Consider the following 16,341-nt stretch of genomic DNA (forward strand, 5'->3'; position numbering starts at 1 on the left):
GTGAATGTACCGCTATTCAATCCCATTCTAAAAAAGGAACCGACAGCGTAAAAACTGTCGGTTCCTTTTTGGCATACATAATAGAATATCTCATCGGTGCAGCGCAAACTTTTCAATGGCGCGTGCTACACCATCTTCATCATTAGAAGAGGTAATATAATCCGCCACATCTTTTACCTGCGACTGTGCATTGGCCATGGCTACGCCGAAGCCAACTTCCCGGAGAAGATGCACATCATTGTCTCCGTCTCCGCATGCCATAATGGATTCTCTTGGGATTCCCAGCATTTTACCTAACGCAACAAGGGCAGTTCCTTTATTGACACCTGCTGCATTGATCTCAATATTATAGCTTAAGGAACCGACAAGCTCCAGTTCCTTAAGTTCGCTTAATTCCTTCCAGGCAGCTGCACGCTCATCCAGGTTGGCAAAAAGTGCCTGCACCTTATCCATGTTTCTGTTTTCTTTTGCAATGACATCCCAGATATCAGGAACTGCAATACGGGTGGATCTAACGTAATTCCACATATTGGGATCATGATGATATTTTCCTACATTGTCAAGCTTGGCAGCGTCTGCATATCCCTGGCCGTCAAAATAGATCTCACTTAAAGTATCGTATTTTTCGAAGATGCGAAGAGCTTTTTTTGCACTTTCCATAGGAAGAAGCTGCTCGATAAGAAGTTTATTATGGTCTGTATCAAGGACTCTGGCTCCGTTGGAGGTGAGAGCGTAGTGGATTCCCGGAAAATTTCTCAGTTCCTCGGGAATGCCAGTATATGGCCGGCCGGTAGCCATCAGAACAAGGATCCCTGCATCAATAGCTTCCCTGAGAACACGCCTGGTATTTTCTGTGAGCTCTTTTTTGGTGTTCAGAAGAGTACCGTCCAGATCAAGACCGATCATTTTTATCTGCTGCATATTTAAGAATTCCTTTCACGGTTAAGGTCACATATACAAAAAAACCGTCCCGAAAAAAATATTTCCCGGGACGGTTTTTATCTGCTTATCAGATATTCAGAAGATCACTGTAAACCTTCAGTGCTCCGTCTGTATCATGAGCAAGAACACGTTTTGCAAGAACCTTACCAAGCTGTACACCCTCCTGGTCAAAGCTGTTCAGGTTCCATACAAAGCCCTGGAACATGATCTTGTTCTCAAAGTGTGCAAGAAGCGCACCCAGAGACTTCGGTGTAAGTTCCTCACCGACAATGATACTGGAAGGACGTCCGCCCTTGAAGTTTTTGTTCAGGTTCTCATCTTCTTTTCCGCATGCAAAAGCAACGATCTGTGCTGCAACGTTTGCACAGAGTTTCTGCTGGCTTGTGCTGTTCTCGATATCAACATCAACACCAAGCTGGCTCTTTTTAAAGCCGATGAACTGAAGCGGAACAATATTGGTTCCCTGATGCAGAAGCTGGTAGAAGGAATGCTGTCCGTTGGTTCCTGGCTCACCGAAGATCACCGGTCCGGTCACATAATCCACCGGCTCACCAAAGCGGTTTACGGATTTACCGTTAGACTCCATATCACACTGCTGAAGATGAGCTGGGAAGCGGCTTAATGCCTGGGAGTATGGTAAAACTGCAGTAGAAGGATATCCCTGTACGTTTCTTTCATAAACGCCGATCAGGGCATCCAGCATATCCGGGTTCTCAAGAATGTTCTTATTTGTTGCAAGCTTATCTTCTTCAGCAGCTCCGTCAAGGATGTCTGCGAATACCTCCGGTCCGAATGCAAGGGAAAGGATTGCTCCGCCTACGCCGGAAACAGAAGAGTAACGTCCGCCGATATAGTCGTCCATGAAAATAGCGGTAAGGTACTCATCACTCTTTGCAAGAGGAGAGGTCTCACTGGTTACAGCAAGCATATGTCTGGACGGGTTCAGGCCCGCTTTTGTAAGGGCGTCTTTTACGAATGCCTCGTTTGTCAGAGTTTCAAGTGTTGTACCGGATTTGGATACAACGATGAAAAGAGAGTGAGCAAGATCTACAGATGCAAGAACAGCAGCTGCATCATCCGGGTCAACGTTGCTGATGAATTTTGCTTCCATCTTGAAGGTGTTGTTTGCCTTTGCCCAGTTCTCAAGTGCGATATATAATGCACGCGGTCCCAGGTCACTTCCGCCGATACCGATCTGTACAACAGTAGTAAATTTCTCACCGGCTTCGTTTGTAATCTCGCCTGCATGTACTCTGTTTGCAAAATCTGCGGCCTTCTTCTGCTGTGCCACATAGAATTCACGCTTGTCCACACCGTCAACAACAACAGGCTCGCCAAGCTGTGTACGTGCAAGATGATGAAGTACCATACGTTTCTCGCCTGTGTTGATCACTGCACCGTTGTATAATTCCTGGAATTTCTCAATCAGTTCTGCCTCATCAGCCAGTTTGGAAAGTGCGTCAAGAACGGTCTCGTCCACTTCCTTAGCTGCGTAATTGTAAGCCAGACCTGCTGCCATCGGTACGCTGTACTTCTTTACACGTTCTGCACCCTGCTCGCCGGACATTGCCTCTGCAATGTTCACGTGATCTTTCAGACCGTTAAGTGTGCTGTAAGAAGCAAGAGTGTCAAGATTTTTCCATGTTGCCATAATCATATTCCTCCTTTAATGACTGTGATCCGAGATATCACTATAAATCCGTTGGATATCTTTTTCACAATTGTCTACAGCCAATTATACTGAAAAAAGCTCCGGATTTCAACGGAAGGAACGATTTAATTAGTGAAAATCTTGTTAAATAAGGTAAAAAATATCAGAGATAACAGGATCGTGCCGGAAATGTGAAGAAGTTTCCGCCGGCAGCAGGACAGGAATGGGGAAATATGATATGATAGAAAACAGATCACCCGGAGAAAAAGCCGGGAATATAATAAGTGATGAAGGGAATTGTTTTATGGAGGAAATGAGGAAAAAAGGAAATGTGATCGCACTGCTGCCTATCGGTGTTTTCCTGGTCCTGTATCTGGGGCTGGGGATTTTGTTTGAGTATGTGATGAAGATCCCCATGGGATTTTATAATGTACCGATCGTTGTGGCTTTTCTGGCTGCGATCCTGGTGGCATGTGTTCAGAACAGAACGATCAGCTTTGACAGAAAGCTGGAGCTTATGGCAAAAGGAGTAGGAGATAAAAATATCATCACCATGCTTCTGATCTTTCTGACTGCAGGCTCTTTTGTGGGCGTTGTGGGGCGCAGCAGTGCAGAAAGTGTGGCCTACTGCATGCTTTCTCTGATACCTGCACGTTTTTCCGTTGCGGTACTGTTTGTAGTTGCCTGCTTTGTATCTGTGGCGATGGGAACCTCTGTTGGGACTATCACGCTTCTTACCCCTATTGCGGTAGCAGTTTCCAAAGCCTCCGGTTTTGATATGGCATTTTGTGTGGCGTCGGTGATGGGAGGAGCCATGTTCGGTGACAACCTTTCTTTTATTTCTGATACCACGATCGCGGCCTGCAACGGTCAGGGCTGTCAGATGAAGGATAAATTCCGGGAAAATTTCTGGATCGCATTTCCGGCAGCTGTTGTTACACTGATCCTGATCCTTATCCTGTCTTTTCAGACAGAGATCCAGGGAAGAGTGGTACAGGATTATCATCTTATACAGATCTTTCCGTATGTTCTGGTTCTGATCGGCGGGATCATCGGCATCAATGTATTTGTGGTACTTCTGATCGGAATTGTCTCCGGAGCATTTATCATGCTTCTTGGAGGACATATCGCACCTGTGGAGCTCCTGACTAATATCGGCTCCGGCGTTTCCGGAATGTTCGAGACCTGCATGGTGGCTATCCTTGTAGCAGCCATGTGTGCGCTGATCCGTGAGCATGGAGGCTTTGAAGCACTGCTCTCCGGAATACAGAGAGTTTTTAAAGGGAAAAAGGGCGGACTTCTCGGTATGGGACTTCTGGTTGGAGCCATGGATATCGCAACAGCCAATAATACGGTAGCCATTGTTATGGCCAACCCCATTGCAAAGGAAATGGCGCTGGAATATAAGATCACTTCCAGAAAGACAGCTTCTATCCTGGATACATTTTCCTGTATTTTCCAGGGAGTGATCCCGTATGGAGCCCAGATGCTGGTTGCCATTTCTGCGGCAAAGGAACTGGGATTTGAGCTTTCTGCTTTTCAGATCATGCCGAAACTGTTTTATCCCATGCTTCTGCTTGTAAGTTCTCTGATTGCGATCTTTGGTGTAAAAGGCGGGGATGATAAATGAATCAGGAAGAGATGATCCGGGATGTTCGGAAAAGACTGTTCGAAATGCAGGATACAGGATATCGGGATTTTCATGCAAGGCTGATTCCGACTGTGGAGAAAGAAAAGATCATCGGTATCCGGACACCGATACTCCGGAAATTTGCAAAAGAGTTTGGAAAAACAGAAGAATCTGAATTGTTCCTGAAGGTTTTACCTCATCAGTATTATGAGGAAAATAATCTCCATGGCCTGCTGATCGAGCAGGTCAGAGATTATGATAAATGTCTGGAAGAACTGGAGCGTTTTCTCCCGTTTATTGATAACTGGGCAACCTGTGATCTGCTGGCACTCCATATGATGAAAAAACACCGGGATATATTTATCCGGGAAGTTTTTCGCTGGATAGAATCGGATCAGCCGTATACCATCCGGTTTGGGATCAGTATGCTGATGCGCCATTATCTGGATGAAGAATTTAAAACAGAATATCCTGAAAAAGTAGCAACGATCCGGTCGGAAGAATATTATGTAAATATGATGCGTGCCTGGTATTTTGCCACAGCTCTGGCAAAACAGTATGAGAACGTTCTTCCTTTCCTGGAAAAGCGTCAGATGGATGTCTGGACTCATAACAAGACGATACAGAAGGCCATTGAAAGTTACCGGATTACATCGGAGCAGAAGGAATATTTAAGGACACTGCGGATAAAGAAATGAACGGTAAAGTAAGGGGCAAAATATGAAAGCAATATCGATCTATGCACTTACAAGAAATCAGAATATGGAATGTATCCAGAAACTGGAGCGTCAGCTTTCTGGCAGAGATTTTTTCCTCCGGATTAAAGAGTGGGAACTGGAAAGTATGAAAGCGCTGGTGAAACAGCTGGAACTACATATGGAAGAAGTATATAAACTCCGTTTTTTTTATTCGTTTCAGATTCCGAAGCTTGGAAAGGAGTTTGACCTTCTTCAGATCAAAGATGACCAGATTGTGAATATTGAACTGAAAAGCGGCAGCGTATCGGACGAGGCCATCCGGAGACAGCTGATCCAGAACCGGTATTATCTGTCCGTTTTCGGGAAACCGATCCTGTCGTATACTTATATCAGCAGTGAAGACCGTCTGGTGAGACTGACCAATCACGATCATATTGTGGAGGGAGACTGGAAACAGCTTTGTAATGCATTGGAGAAAGAAACCCCGGACTATGAGGGAGATATTGAAAAGCTGTTTCAGGCAGAACTGTATCTGATCTCTCCACTGACAGAACCGGAACGTTTTCTCAAAAAAGAGTATTTCCTTACCTCTCAGCAGAGAGATATTGAACGACAGATCCTGAAGCGGATTCGTGGAGAAAGAGAAGGATATTTCTGGTTCAGCGGACTTCCCGGAACAGGAAAAACATTGCTGCTTTATGATATTGCGATGAAGCTTTCCGTACGACAGAGGGTTTGTATCATTCACTGCGGAGAGGCTGGAAAAGAATGGAAGCTCCTTCATGAACGTCTGCGGCGGACAGACTTTTTGGCGGATAATCAGTTGAGAAAGACGACAGATCTTGGCTGTTACAGCAGTATTCTGGTGGATGAAGCACATCTTCTGTCCCTGGAAAAATTATCTGTTCTGCTTGCATGGAGTGAGCACAGGCCAGTGATCTTTTCCAGTGACTCCGAAGATGTGATTTCACCGGAAGAGCTGGACCGGAGCATTGTGGAAAGACTGGAGAATCTGCCGGGGCTCCAGAAATTTCATCTGACAAACCGGATCCGTACCAATGCGGAGCTTTCCACTTTTATCCAGAACATGATGCACCTGCCGGAAAAAAGAAGTCCCAGATGGTATCCGAATATTGCAGTGGTGTATGCTGGTAATGGCCGAGAATCGGAAAATCTTATGAATGATTTTGTGAGACAGGGATATCAGCGGCGGACGACAGAGGGATCCGGACAGCTTGATGCCCAGGCAGTGAGAGACGAGGAGAAGATTGTTGTATTACTGGACGAACAATATTATTACGATGAAAAAGGATATCTCAGATTCATGTGTTCTTCGGAAAAAGATTTCAGTGTGCGGAGACTTTTTCATCTTCTGAACCAGGCGAAAGAGAGTCTGGCTCTTGTGGTAAAGGAAAATATGGAAGTATATGAAGTGCTGCTGGAAATTTTGCAGATGCACAGAAACAGATAGAAATAAAAAATTAAGGACAACGGAGAGGATGACAGAGAAAATGGATGTTTTAGAGATTGTTTTACCGGTACTGGTTATGATCATTCTTGGAATGCTGTGTAGAAAGTGGAAACTTTTAGATCAGAATGGTGTCAATAACATGAAAACACTGGTAACAAACATTATGCTTCCTGTGGCAATTTTTCATGCGCTTGCGACTGCAAAATACAGTGGAAAGATTGGAACATTGGTGCTGATCATGTTCATAATGCTTCTGATTTCATTTGGCGTGGGATTCCTGCTGAAGAGATTTATGGAAGAACCCTATAAAAAATATCTTCCTTTTCTGGTCTGTATCTATGAAGGCGGAATGATGGCATATCCTTTATATACAAGCCTTTGTGGCAGCGAAAATCTTTCACAGATTGCGGTGCTGGATATTGCAGGATTGCTTTTTGGCTTTAGTGTGTATATGGGAATGCTGGGACAAACGGAAAACGGAGAAAAGATCAATGCAAAAAGTTTATTTTACAGTGCATTAAAAACTCCTGCTTTTATAGGGACGGTTCTTGGAATCATCGCCGGATTGACGGGGCTGATCAACCGGTTGATGGATAGTTCTTTTGGTCCTGGCTATCTCAGTGCAGAAAGCATTCTGACAACTGCAATTACGCCTATTATCCTTATTGTTGTTGGGTACAGTATGGAACTGGTACCGGAACTTATAGGACCCTGTATCAAAACTATTTTTCTGAGGATTATTTTGCAGGCAGCGATGATAATGGGAGTTCTTATAGCTGTGAAATATCTGGTCGGAAGTTCCAGACTTTTGAATCTGGCAATTATTATATATATGTCGTCTCCAGCAACATTCAGTATGCAGACATTTCTGAAAAAGAAAGAAAGCAGTGCATATGCTTCTACAACAAATTCATTGTATTGTATTGTTTCGATTCTGGTTTATATTGTGTTGGCAGTGGTAGGGTGATTAAACGGAAAGAAGGTATTTAAATGACGACAACCACTTTATGTTATATAGAAAATGATGACAAATATCTGATGCTTCATAGAATTAAAAAACAGAATGACATGAATGGTGGAAAATGGATCGGTGTTGGCGGACATGTAGAAAGTCAGGAAACTCCGGAGGAATGTCTTATGCGCGAGGTGAAGGAGGAAACCGGATTAACACTTACATCTTATAAATTTCGTGGGCTGGTGACATTTGTTAATAATGAATATGAATCTGAGCTTATGTGTGTTTTCACAGCGGACAGATATACAGGAGAACTGATTGAATGTAATGAAGGACAACTTTGCTGGGTTGACAAAACCAAAGTGCCTGAACTGCCTGCATGGGAGGGGGATAAAGTATTTCTTGATCTGCTTCTTTCTGGAGAAGAACGCTTTTTTTCCGTAAAATTACAGTATGAAGGGGACAGACTTGTAGAAAAGAAGATTTATTTGTATTAGATGATAGTTTGCGCATCTGCGTTTTTATGGTAAAATAATAAAAAATTATAGGAAGGATGGTTTGGAATGGATTTTTCAGAAGTAATAAAAAACAGATATTCCTGCAAAAAATTCAGTGACGTGGAAGTGAAAAAAGAAAAGCTGGATAAGATCCTGGAGGCCGGACGTGTCGCTCCAACAGCAAAAAATCTTCAGGAACAGCATATTTATGTAGTACAGTCTGAAAAGGGACTGGAAGCAATTGATAAAGCAACACCATGCCGTTATCAGGCACCTGTTGTTTTGGTGGTAGCATATAATAAGAATAATGTTTTCACATATCCTGGAGGAAAAAGAGATTCCGGGATTGAAGATGCCAGTATTGTAGCAACTCACATGATGCTGGCAGCTTACAATGAGGGGATTGACAGCTGTTGGATCAATTTTTTCAATCCGGATGAACTGGCAAAGGCTCTTGGACTTCCGGAGGAAGAAGAAATTTTGATGTTGCTGGATCTTGGAATTGCGGCAGACGGAACAGGCGCACTTCCAAACCATAACAGCAGAAAAGAATTAACAGAAACAATAAGCTATATGTAGTTAAATATGAAGGGGAAGCTGAAGACAGTCAGCTTCCCCTTTTTAACCAAATAAACTGCGGAGCAGTTATTTGGTTATGAGCAAGTAGCGAAGCGGATTGCGAATATCCGCTTGACCCAAATCAAGTAAGTCCCCTGCTTCAATTGCGAATATCCGCTTGACGTATTCCTGTGTCTTTCTGATAAAAACAAAGGTTTTTATATGGAAAACACTTGTGAAAAATGTCAGATTATAGTAAATTAAAGAATAGAGTTTTAAATATATAAGGACGAGAGGAAAGAGTATGGAAGTATTTGTAACAGTAATGAACGCGATCAATGACATCATCTGGCATCCGGTGATGTGTGTGTTCCTGATGTGCGCGGCGGTCTGGTTTACCGTTCGTTTACGTGGTATTCAGGTCCGCAGATTCAAAGACATGGTAAAATGTCTGACAGAAAAGGGAGATAATAAGAAAGATACCGGTCTTTCAGCGTTTCAGGCATTTGCGACAACCGTAGGAGGACGTGTCGGTACCGGTAATATTGCAGGAACTGCAACCGCTATATTTATGGGTGGACCGGGAGCTCTGTTCTGGATGTGGATAACAGCAATCCTGGGAGCTTCCACCGGTATTGTGGAATGTATTCTTGGTCAGGCGTATAAGACCAGAAATTTAGGAGAGTTAACAGGCGGCCCGGCATTTTATATGTCAAACGGGTTCAAAAATAAGAAGGTTGGAAGAATCCTGGCAGTATTATTCTGTATTGCGGTTTTCATTGGACCTGGTTTTCTGCTTCCTGCAATGCAGACACAGACTGCAGCAACTGCGATCAAAGGAGCATTTGGAATTCCGTTTATCGTAGTTGGAATTGGTATGGTCCTTATTGTTGGAGTAGTAACAATGGGCGGTATTAAACGTATCGGTCAGGTTGCAGAAGTCCTTGCACCGATCATGTGCGGAATTTATTTCTTGATTACCATTGCAATTTTTGTTATGAATTATAAAGAAATTCCGGGGATGTTTGGTTCTATTTTTGCCAGTGCATTTGGAAAGGATGCAATATTTGGAGGAATTGTAGGATCTGCTGTGGCATGGGGAATCAAGAGAGGCTTCTTCTCAAATGATGCAGGAAACGGAATGAGCCCGCTGATCTCAGCGACAACCGATACTTCCCACCCGGTAAAACAGGGGCTTGTACAGGGACTTTCTGTATATATTGATACACTTCTGGTGTGCAGCTGTACCGGATTTTGTATTTTACTTGCAGGTACATATAATGTAGCGGCTGACGGAACAGGAGCAGTACTTCTTGTAGAACAGGTACCGGGAATCCAGTATGGTATTTCTTTCATGCAGGAAGCACTCAGGGTATCAATTGGAAAAACAGGGGCCATGTTTCTGGCAGTAATGCTGTTTATCTTTATTTTTACTACAATGTTATCCTACTCCTATCAGCTGGAGTCTACCTGCAAATATCTGTGGGGAGAAAACAAAGTAGTAGTTACCATCGTACGTATTTTGTTCCTGATCTTCTGTCTGTTCGGAATCCTTATTGACGGAGATACGATCTGGTCAATGGGTGATATCGGAGTTGGCTGTATGCTCTGGGTAAATACATTCAGTATCCTTCTTCTGACGCCGCAGGTTATTAAAATTGTCAGAGATTATGAAAAACAGAAAAATGCAGGGCTTGATCCGTTATTTGATCCGGAGACAGTTGGTATCAAAGATGAGGCAAACGTGTGGGGGCCATACGTGGAAAAGAAAAAAGCCAGAGGGGATTATAAGAACCCGGATCTGGGATATATAAAAAAATAAAACAGGCGGCGGAACAACGAATGCTTGAGCTGAAACAGAAAAAGAAAAGAGAAAAGCACAAGGGACGTTAAAATCCCTTGTGCTTTTGCTCAAATAATCATTTATGACTTGATAAATAAACGACCGTTTACTAAAATAGGACTGTAAACGGTCGTTTATTTGTAGTAAGGGAGATGATTATGTATGGGAAGTACAAAGGAAGAGATTATGACTGTGGCCCTTCACTTGTTTGCGAAAAATGGATATGAAGCTGTATCTGTGAGTCAGATTGCAGGGGTTCTTGGAATGACTAAAGGAGCGTTATACAGACATTATGAAAATAAGAGAGACATATTTTTGCACATTGTGAAACGAATGGAACAGCAGGACAGTGAACAAGCCAGGCAGAATGAAGTACCAGAAGAAAGTATTGAGAAAATGCCGGAAGAATATCAGAACGTATCAGTAGAAGATTTTGTAGGATACAGCAAATCAATGTTTGAGTATTGGACAGAGGATGATTTTGCATCATCATTTCGGAAAATGCTTACGCTTGAACAATTTAGAAATGAAGAAATGCAGAAGTTGTATCAGCAATATCTGATATCTGGACCGGCAGAATACGTGAAGGATCTGTTCAAAAATATGAAAATAGAAAATCCAGAGGAGACTGCAGTTAAATTTTATGCAAATATGTTTTTCTATTATAGTGTGTATGATGGAGCATCAGATAAGGTGAAAGTAAAATGTCAGTTTGAGCATATGCTGACCGAAATCACAGAAGAAATTAGAAATAGCAATAATTAAAAAACATAAGAGCCAGACGCTTAGACGCAGAGCCATTAATTTTGATAAATGCAAAGTAATCAAAATTAGTGGCTTTTTATCTAGAATAATTTGAAAGGATATAAAAGAAATGGAAAAAAGTAATATTACGATTCGTTTAGAGAAAAAGGAAGAACATCAGAAAGTAGAAAATCTGGTAAGAGAAAGTTTTTGGAATGTGTATCGTCCAGGATGCCTTGAGCATTATGTATTGCATCAGCTCCGAAATGATCCGGCATTTGTTCCAGAACTGGATTTTGTGATGCTTCTTAATGAAAATGATGAAGATGGTAAGTTGATCGGTCAGAATATGTTTATGAGAACAAGTATTAAAGTGGATGATGGAAGAAATATTCCAATTATGACTATGGGACCGATTTGTATTACTCCAGAACTGAAAAGACAAGGATATGGAAAAGTCTTACTGGATTATTCATTAGACAAGGCTGCGAAATTTGGTTGTGGTGCAGTCTGCTTTGAGGGAAATATTGATTTTTATGGGAAAAGTGGATTCAGACCGGCAAGAGAATTTAACATTCGTTATCATGGACTGTAAGAAGGGCAGGATGCGACTTTCTTTTTATGCAGAGAGCTGATTCCTGGCTATCTGGATGGTATTACGGGAGAGTATGCGACACCAGCGGGATATTTTGTAGACGAAAAGGAAACCGAAGAATTTGATAAGTTGTTTCCTTATAAAGAGAAGAAAAAACTACCGGGGCAGTTATTTTAGTGAAGTGGATTGTGAATATCCACTTCACATGTAAAGGGCAGGAGATTTTACTGGTAAACCATCATCGGATAATGATATTCAATTAATGGTTTATTCGGGACGGAATTAAAGTAAAACATGTACTTGAATTATGCAGATCAATGTGATATAGCAAAACTACCAAATGGTAGTTAAAACAAAACCATTAGGTAATATATAGGGGATGGTTAAAACGAATAATGAGTGATACGAGAAAAAAAGAGATTATCATGGCTACATTGGAACTGGCGGCAAATAAAGGACTTGGTAACGTATCTATGAATATGATTGCAGATAAAGTTGGGATAAAAAAACCATCATTATACAATCATTTTGCATCGAAAGAGGAACTTGTGGAAGTAATGTATCAATTTCTCCGGGAAGAAGCAAAGAAGAATGCCAATGTAGGTGCGATTGATTATACGGTTATTTTTGCCGGAAAGAGTGCATTGGAAATATTAAGGATGATGGTTGGAGGATACTTTCATATGAATCAGCAGGAACATATGCTGAATTTCTATAAGGTTATTTATTCTGAGCGAAGTATCCAGCCGATGGCTGCTAAAATTCTGGCAGAGGAAATAGAAAAAATGATCATTGCAACGAAACAGTTATTCTATGCAATGGAAGTACACAAATTACTTCATTTTCAAAATGCAGATATGAGTGCAGTAAGTTTTGCAATGACAGTTCATGGACTTATGGATTATGAACTGGATCGAAGAAGTGGAGGATGTAAAACAGAGAATCAGGAAAGAAACGATCTTGACGAATATCTGCAATGGTTTTGTAAGGAGAATGCAGTAAAATGAAGAAAAAGAATTTTATAAATTATTGCGGACTGCTTGGAGTTGTTGCATTTATTTCTTATACTGCGGCAGTTGTATTTTCTCCACTTGCTTATCCTGGATATAACTGGATGGCACAGGCAGTAAGCGATCTTTCAGGATCAGATGCACATTTTGTCAACGGTAATCGTTGTATTGTTATCTATCATATCACTAATCTTAATCATTATTTCCGGGATAAAAAACAGAAGCTGTTGTTCCTATGGGGTATTTGCAGGAATAGCACTTGGAATGATGATGGTTGGTGCATTAGGTATGAACATTGTTCCGAAAGAGTATTTTGGAATAGTCGAGAGGTTCAGTGTTTTTGCAGCAACAGGTTTTCAGGCGGTTTTGGGAATGCACCTTTATAGGATGGAATTAAATAATTAAAGGAGACGAGGAAGAGTGAAATCAATCATAACGGATAAATGGATTTTATGTCCAGAGTGTAAAGCGAAAACAAGGACGCAGGTTTTGGAAAACACAGAACTAAAAAATTTTCCTTTGTTTTGTCCGAAATGTAAAAAAAATTTTATTATCAATGTAAAAGATCATATAGTGGAATATAAGAAAGACGCCAGACGCTAAGACGCAGAGCAGAAATAAAAAATTTTTGCCTGTGTCTTTTTTTGTACAATAAGCAGGAAAACCGCTGATAAAAGATTTGTTTATATGAAAATTAGAGACAAAATAAAATAAGCTATCTGTGGAGAAAGCAGGAATATAATTGTGAGTAAATACAAGAAAAACAGAAAACATAAGAAAAGGAAATATTCAGTCTTGAAATACGGGCTATTGACAGTAGTGGCTTCTGTAGCTTTGCTCGGGAGTATTTATTCTTATTTTGGCGGACTGGGAACGGGAAAATGTGCCGATATAAATGAATTTGAAAAATATGCGGTAACAGTTGAAGATATTTCAATTCCAGAACAGGCAAAGATTGTTGCATTAGGTGAAGCAACTCATGGAAATCAGGAATTTCAGCAATTATTTGTGTTGGGTGCGGGAACATCCAGTAAAGTCGATCTGTAAAGAAACAAATATTTTATATGGAACTCAGGATGAAATGATCCCGTATAAGATTGTAAAGAGATTTTCGGAAGAAAATAATTGCCGACTGAATTTTGTGGAAAATGGGCAGCATTGGCTTCATACAGACAGGGAAGTAGCGGCTATGCGGAAGTGGGAACAGACCGTATTGGAAGAAAGCAGGAGTATAATTCCAAATAAATAAAGAATTGCATCAAAATATGATATATCCACTAAAAAATAGAGAGAAATAAAATAATGAACAAAAAAATCAATCATCCGGTATTTCAAATCAACGACAGTACCTGGGGACATCTCATAAAAACGGTAAATCCCGATACTTATACCATCGAGTATGGGCACATTGCAGGTTTTTCATCAAAGGAAGAAGCTGAAAAAAGTTACAGGGAGTATGTGAATTCTTATCAGACGCAGATTTTCAGATTAAAAGGATCCAGAAACATGCCTTCCGTTTGCAGATTCCTTCCAAAAAGAAAAATTATCGTAACCAGATAAAGGCATCTTCGAAAGTTCCAGTCGGTAAAATTTATGAAAATCCGTTTGACGACGATTATCTGCTTGAACTTATGGAATAATCTAGGTATAATAGGAACATTATGGGGTGTTCAGAAACTCCAGGTCAAAAACTCTTATGGCAGCTTGAAAAAAGTTTGTGACCAAATAGATTTTTTGATGAATGATAAGCTCCAAAAGTGCTCACAGTTTTGTACACTTTTGAAGCCTGTTCAAAGACAATAACTGCATACTCATCCTTAAATTATATACCTGTTTTTGTTGAGTATGTACAAAAAATTGAAAGGATAAAGATGAGAAAGTTAGCATTAAGTGATAAAATTTTACTTAAAGTTGATAAGGCCGCCCGCTATATCGGCGGTGAAGTCAACTCTGTCATGAAAGATAAAAATGAGATAGATATCCGTTTTGCAATGTGCTTCCCGGATGTCTGAGAAATGTATTTTATAATATGTATCAAATAACAATATATTGTACTGTTTCATGATATATAGTACAATATTTTGATACTTTTAAGTGATATTTGGTACCAAACAACAGGAAATACTACAATGACAAAACGCTGTTTTTGACCATTTTCGCAGGCAATTTTTAAGACGATTTTGAGTTACTTTTTATTATGAGTTGCCCCCTTCATTGTGATATTGTAATGCTCATCATCGAAAAAATAAGTCGATTTCATAATTTTTAATCTTTTCCGAGAAATATCAAAAATCGGTATGTTTTAATTTTTTTCTGTCCAGAAGCAAAATGCTGTTTAAGGAGAGCCCGCAGGCTCTTTTTTTTGATGAAAAACTGGATGAAGGAAGATAAGATTATGCAAAGTAAAATGTTTGATAATGCAAATGTAGAAAATGTTCTCAAGCCTAGCTGTAATATGTACATAAAAAGAATGATATACAGATCTATTGCATGCCAAATTAAATGAACAGTAACAAAGTGACAATTTATTACGAAACTATATGATACTGTTTATTGTAAGCTCGGCCTGCATATGGTAATATAACTTTATACAGGTACTCGAAATTTCTTTTGCAAATATAATGATGACAGATGTCTGTAATTTGCATTGCCCGTATTGTTTTGCAAATTTCTTTTTCAACAGATAAGTTGCCTAGAAATAGTTTAAGAAAAATTATATGAAAAACGAGGTAATAAATTATGTTTGAATTTATGAAAGTGATTAATGAGGCCCGCTATATGAACAAGGCATTCGAAAAATTATGGGAACAGTTTCCGGATCTTAAAGGAGTTGATCCGAGTCCTTTTAATGGTCCATGGGAAATCAGATGTTTCCAGGAAGCTACAAAACCATACGTTATGGTTAAACATGTGATAGCGAACAATACTATGGTTCGAGCAGAATGGTATGAATACTATAAAAATGAATGGCATTATGCAGGATACTGGACAAGAGAGGATTGTCTGCAGAATTACCGGCGGGCGGAATGGGAACGAAATAAAAACTCTTTTAGAAATAAGCAGGAATTTGAGAGATGGTTGTCAGAACCTGAACACAGACATTTTAAGGTTTCAGATGAGGACGCTGCCAGGGTAATCAGAGATGAATTTTTTGACAATTATCAATCCCTGCATCTGAAAAAATAGGAGTCATTGACAACAATGAATTTACAAAATATCAGCCGGTATATGAGCTTGATCTTGCGCCACAAACCAGAAGTTATTGGTATCTCATTAGATAAGCATGGCTGGGCAGTGGTAGACGACTTAATTAACGGTATAGCTAAAAATAATGAAGGATTTAATATGGCAATATTGAAAGAAATTGTGGAAACGGATAATAAACAGCGCTATTCTTTCAACGATGATAAAACTCTGATCAGGGCCAATCAGGGACATTCTATTCCTGTAGATGTAGAATTAGAAGAGAAAGAACCTCCAAAGTTTCTTTATCATGGAACTGGAGAAAAATATGTTTCATCCATTCTTGAACAGGGACTTATTCCAAAATCGAGATTGTATGTCCATCTTTCCAAAGATATCGAAACTGCCCAAAATGTAGGTAGACGGCATGGAAAAGAGGTTGTCTATAAAATTGAAGCACATGAAATGTATCAGGATGGGTATAAATGAGACTGTGAGAAAAAGTCTGTAAATAAGATTCTTCTATGATATGCAAGGGTGGCAAGCCTGAAAATCAGGCTTCTC

The 16,341-nt window shown here is 40.3% G+C and carries 19 protein-coding genes; 17 read left to right on the plus strand and 2 right to left on the minus strand.

What is annotated here, in order from left to right:
- Positions 1–90: 90 nt before the first annotated feature.
- Together GPK81_RS09230 and GPK81_RS09235 are read right to left on the minus strand one after the other, a co-directional pair.
- On the minus strand, positions 91–921 hold the full coding sequence (locus tag GPK81_RS09230) for a Cof-type HAD-IIB family hydrolase (RefSeq protein WP_215706931.1): 831 nt from the start codon (positions 919–921) through the stop codon (positions 91–93).
- An 88-nt stretch (positions 922–1,009) separates the two neighbouring features.
- The gene (locus GPK81_RS09235; protein WP_118063889.1) at positions 1,010–2,593 is read right to left on the minus strand and encodes a glucose-6-phosphate isomerase; all 1,584 of its coding nucleotides are present in this window, start codon (positions 2,591–2,593) and stop codon (positions 1,010–1,012) included.
- 313 nt (positions 2,594–2,906) lie between these two features.
- Here GPK81_RS09235 and GPK81_RS09240 point away from each other — a divergent pair, with 313 nt between their 5' ends.
- The 17 genes from GPK81_RS09240 (at position 2,907) to GPK81_RS09320 (ending at position 16,266) form a co-directional block, all read left to right on the plus strand.
- A complete protein-coding gene (locus tag GPK81_RS09240) occupies positions 2,907–4,223 on the plus strand; it encodes a Na+/H+ antiporter NhaC family protein (protein ID WP_243006116.1) in 1,317 nt (438 codons plus the stop codon).
- On the plus strand, positions 4,220–4,921 hold the full coding sequence (locus GPK81_RS09245; RefSeq protein WP_215706932.1) for a DNA alkylation repair protein: 702 nt from the start codon (positions 4,220–4,222) through the stop codon (positions 4,919–4,921). Before GPK81_RS09240 ends, GPK81_RS09245 begins: the two co-directional genes overlap by 4 nt.
- A gap of 22 nt (positions 4,922–4,943) precedes the next feature.
- Positions 4,944–6,392, plus strand: coding sequence for an ATP-binding protein (locus GPK81_RS09250; protein WP_118063885.1), 1,449 nt, complete (start codon positions 4,944–4,946; stop codon positions 6,390–6,392).
- A 40-nt stretch (positions 6,393–6,432) separates the two neighbouring features.
- Complete coding sequence (locus GPK81_RS09255; protein ID WP_118070532.1) at positions 6,433–7,359, plus strand: AEC family transporter; 927 nt, start codon at positions 6,433–6,435, stop codon at positions 7,357–7,359.
- A gap of 23 nt (positions 7,360–7,382) precedes the next feature.
- Positions 7,383–7,844 (plus strand): NUDIX hydrolase, encoded by a 462-nt coding sequence (locus tag GPK81_RS09260; protein ID WP_021978061.1) that lies wholly within the window; start codon positions 7,383–7,385, stop codon positions 7,842–7,844.
- Between the two features lie 66 nt (positions 7,845–7,910).
- The gene (locus GPK81_RS09265; RefSeq protein WP_021978060.1) at positions 7,911–8,423 is read left to right on the plus strand and encodes a nitroreductase family protein; all 513 of its coding nucleotides are present in this window, start codon (positions 7,911–7,913) and stop codon (positions 8,421–8,423) included.
- A gap of 283 nt (positions 8,424–8,706) precedes the next feature.
- On the plus strand, positions 8,707–10,224 hold the full coding sequence (locus GPK81_RS09270; RefSeq protein WP_021978059.1) for an alanine/glycine:cation symporter family protein: 1,518 nt from the start codon (positions 8,707–8,709) through the stop codon (positions 10,222–10,224).
- Between the two features lie 183 nt (positions 10,225–10,407).
- A complete protein-coding gene (locus GPK81_RS09275) occupies positions 10,408–11,010 on the plus strand; it encodes a TetR/AcrR family transcriptional regulator (RefSeq protein ID WP_215706933.1) in 603 nt (200 codons plus the stop codon).
- 109 nt (positions 11,011–11,119) lie between these two features.
- The gene (locus tag GPK81_RS09280) at positions 11,120–11,584 is read left to right on the plus strand and encodes a GNAT family N-acetyltransferase (RefSeq protein WP_330627623.1); all 465 of its coding nucleotides are present in this window, start codon (positions 11,120–11,122) and stop codon (positions 11,582–11,584) included.
- 395 nt (positions 11,585–11,979) lie between these two features.
- Positions 11,980–12,591 carry a TetR/AcrR family transcriptional regulator gene (locus tag GPK81_RS09285; RefSeq protein WP_215706934.1) on the plus strand — a complete coding sequence of 204 codons (612 nt, stop codon included), beginning with the start codon at positions 11,980–11,982 and terminating at the stop codon, positions 12,589–12,591.
- The gene (locus GPK81_RS09290) at positions 12,588–12,980 is read left to right on the plus strand and encodes a DUF998 domain-containing protein (protein WP_252196633.1); all 393 of its coding nucleotides are present in this window, start codon (positions 12,588–12,590) and stop codon (positions 12,978–12,980) included. Before GPK81_RS09285 ends, GPK81_RS09290 begins: the two co-directional genes overlap by 4 nt.
- Positions 12,981–13,014: 34 nt before the next feature.
- On the plus strand, positions 13,015–13,197 hold the full coding sequence (locus GPK81_RS09295; protein ID WP_243003902.1) for a cysteine-rich KTR domain-containing protein: 183 nt from the start codon (positions 13,015–13,017) through the stop codon (positions 13,195–13,197).
- 141 nt (positions 13,198–13,338) lie between these two features.
- On the plus strand, positions 13,339–13,641 hold the full coding sequence (locus GPK81_RS09300) for a hypothetical protein (RefSeq protein WP_174087858.1): 303 nt from the start codon (positions 13,339–13,341) through the stop codon (positions 13,639–13,641).
- Positions 13,642–13,896: 255 nt separating this feature from the next.
- Positions 13,897–14,154 (plus strand): hypothetical protein, encoded by a 258-nt coding sequence (locus GPK81_RS09305; protein ID WP_021978052.1) that lies wholly within the window; start codon positions 13,897–13,899, stop codon positions 14,152–14,154.
- A 311-nt stretch (positions 14,155–14,465) separates the two neighbouring features.
- Complete coding sequence (locus GPK81_RS09310) at positions 14,466–14,606, plus strand: hypothetical protein (protein ID WP_215706940.1); 141 nt, start codon at positions 14,466–14,468, stop codon at positions 14,604–14,606.
- 727 nt (positions 14,607–15,333) lie between these two features.
- Positions 15,334–15,780 carry a hypothetical protein gene (locus GPK81_RS09315; RefSeq protein ID WP_215706935.1) on the plus strand — a complete coding sequence of 149 codons (447 nt, stop codon included), beginning with the start codon at positions 15,334–15,336 and terminating at the stop codon, positions 15,778–15,780.
- Positions 15,781–15,795: 15 nt separating this feature from the next.
- The gene (locus GPK81_RS09320) at positions 15,796–16,266 is read left to right on the plus strand and encodes an RNA 2'-phosphotransferase (protein WP_215706936.1); all 471 of its coding nucleotides are present in this window, start codon (positions 15,796–15,798) and stop codon (positions 16,264–16,266) included.
- The last annotated feature ends 75 nt before the right edge of the window (positions 16,267–16,341 follow it).

It is taken from the genome of Blautia sp. MCC283, assembly GCF_018785565.1.
Taxonomy (GTDB): domain Bacteria; phylum Bacillota; class Clostridia; order Lachnospirales; family Lachnospiraceae; genus Blautia_A.

Bases quoted from the DNA above. Each gene is read 5' to 3' on its own strand.
- GPK81_RS09230 (WP_215706931.1), bottom strand. From the start codon at position 921: ATGCAGCAGATAAAAATGATCGGTCTTGATCTGGACGGTACTCTTCTG.
- GPK81_RS09235 (WP_118063889.1), bottom strand. From the start codon at position 2,593: ATGGCAACATGGAAAAATCTTGACACTCTTGCTTCTTACAGCACACTT.
- GPK81_RS09240 (WP_243006116.1), top strand. From the start codon at position 2,907: ATGAGGAAAAAAGGAAATGTGATCGCACTGCTGCCTATCGGTGTTTTC.
- GPK81_RS09245 (WP_215706932.1), top strand. From the start codon at position 4,220: ATGAATCAGGAAGAGATGATCCGGGATGTTCGGAAAAGACTGTTCGAA.
- GPK81_RS09250 (WP_118063885.1), top strand. From the start codon at position 4,944: ATGAAAGCAATATCGATCTATGCACTTACAAGAAATCAGAATATGGAA.
- GPK81_RS09255 (WP_118070532.1), top strand. From the start codon at position 6,433: ATGGATGTTTTAGAGATTGTTTTACCGGTACTGGTTATGATCATTCTT.
- GPK81_RS09260 (WP_021978061.1), top strand. From the start codon at position 7,383: ATGACGACAACCACTTTATGTTATATAGAAAATGATGACAAATATCTG.
- GPK81_RS09265 (WP_021978060.1), top strand. From the start codon at position 7,911: ATGGATTTTTCAGAAGTAATAAAAAACAGATATTCCTGCAAAAAATTC.
- GPK81_RS09270 (WP_021978059.1), top strand. From the start codon at position 8,707: ATGGAAGTATTTGTAACAGTAATGAACGCGATCAATGACATCATCTGG.
- GPK81_RS09275 (WP_215706933.1), top strand. From the start codon at position 10,408: ATGGGAAGTACAAAGGAAGAGATTATGACTGTGGCCCTTCACTTGTTT.
- GPK81_RS09280 (WP_330627623.1), top strand. From the start codon at position 11,120: ATGGAAAAAAGTAATATTACGATTCGTTTAGAGAAAAAGGAAGAACAT.
- GPK81_RS09285 (WP_215706934.1), top strand. From the start codon at position 11,980: ATGAGTGATACGAGAAAAAAAGAGATTATCATGGCTACATTGGAACTG.
- GPK81_RS09290 (WP_252196633.1), top strand. From the start codon at position 12,588: ATGAAGAAAAAGAATTTTATAAATTATTGCGGACTGCTTGGAGTTGTT.
- GPK81_RS09305 (WP_021978052.1), top strand. From the start codon at position 13,897: ATGAACAAAAAAATCAATCATCCGGTATTTCAAATCAACGACAGTACC.
- GPK81_RS09310 (WP_215706940.1), top strand. From the start codon at position 14,466: ATGAGAAAGTTAGCATTAAGTGATAAAATTTTACTTAAAGTTGATAAG.
- GPK81_RS09315 (WP_215706935.1), top strand. From the start codon at position 15,334: ATGTTTGAATTTATGAAAGTGATTAATGAGGCCCGCTATATGAACAAG.
- GPK81_RS09320 (WP_215706936.1), top strand. From the start codon at position 15,796: ATGAATTTACAAAATATCAGCCGGTATATGAGCTTGATCTTGCGCCAC.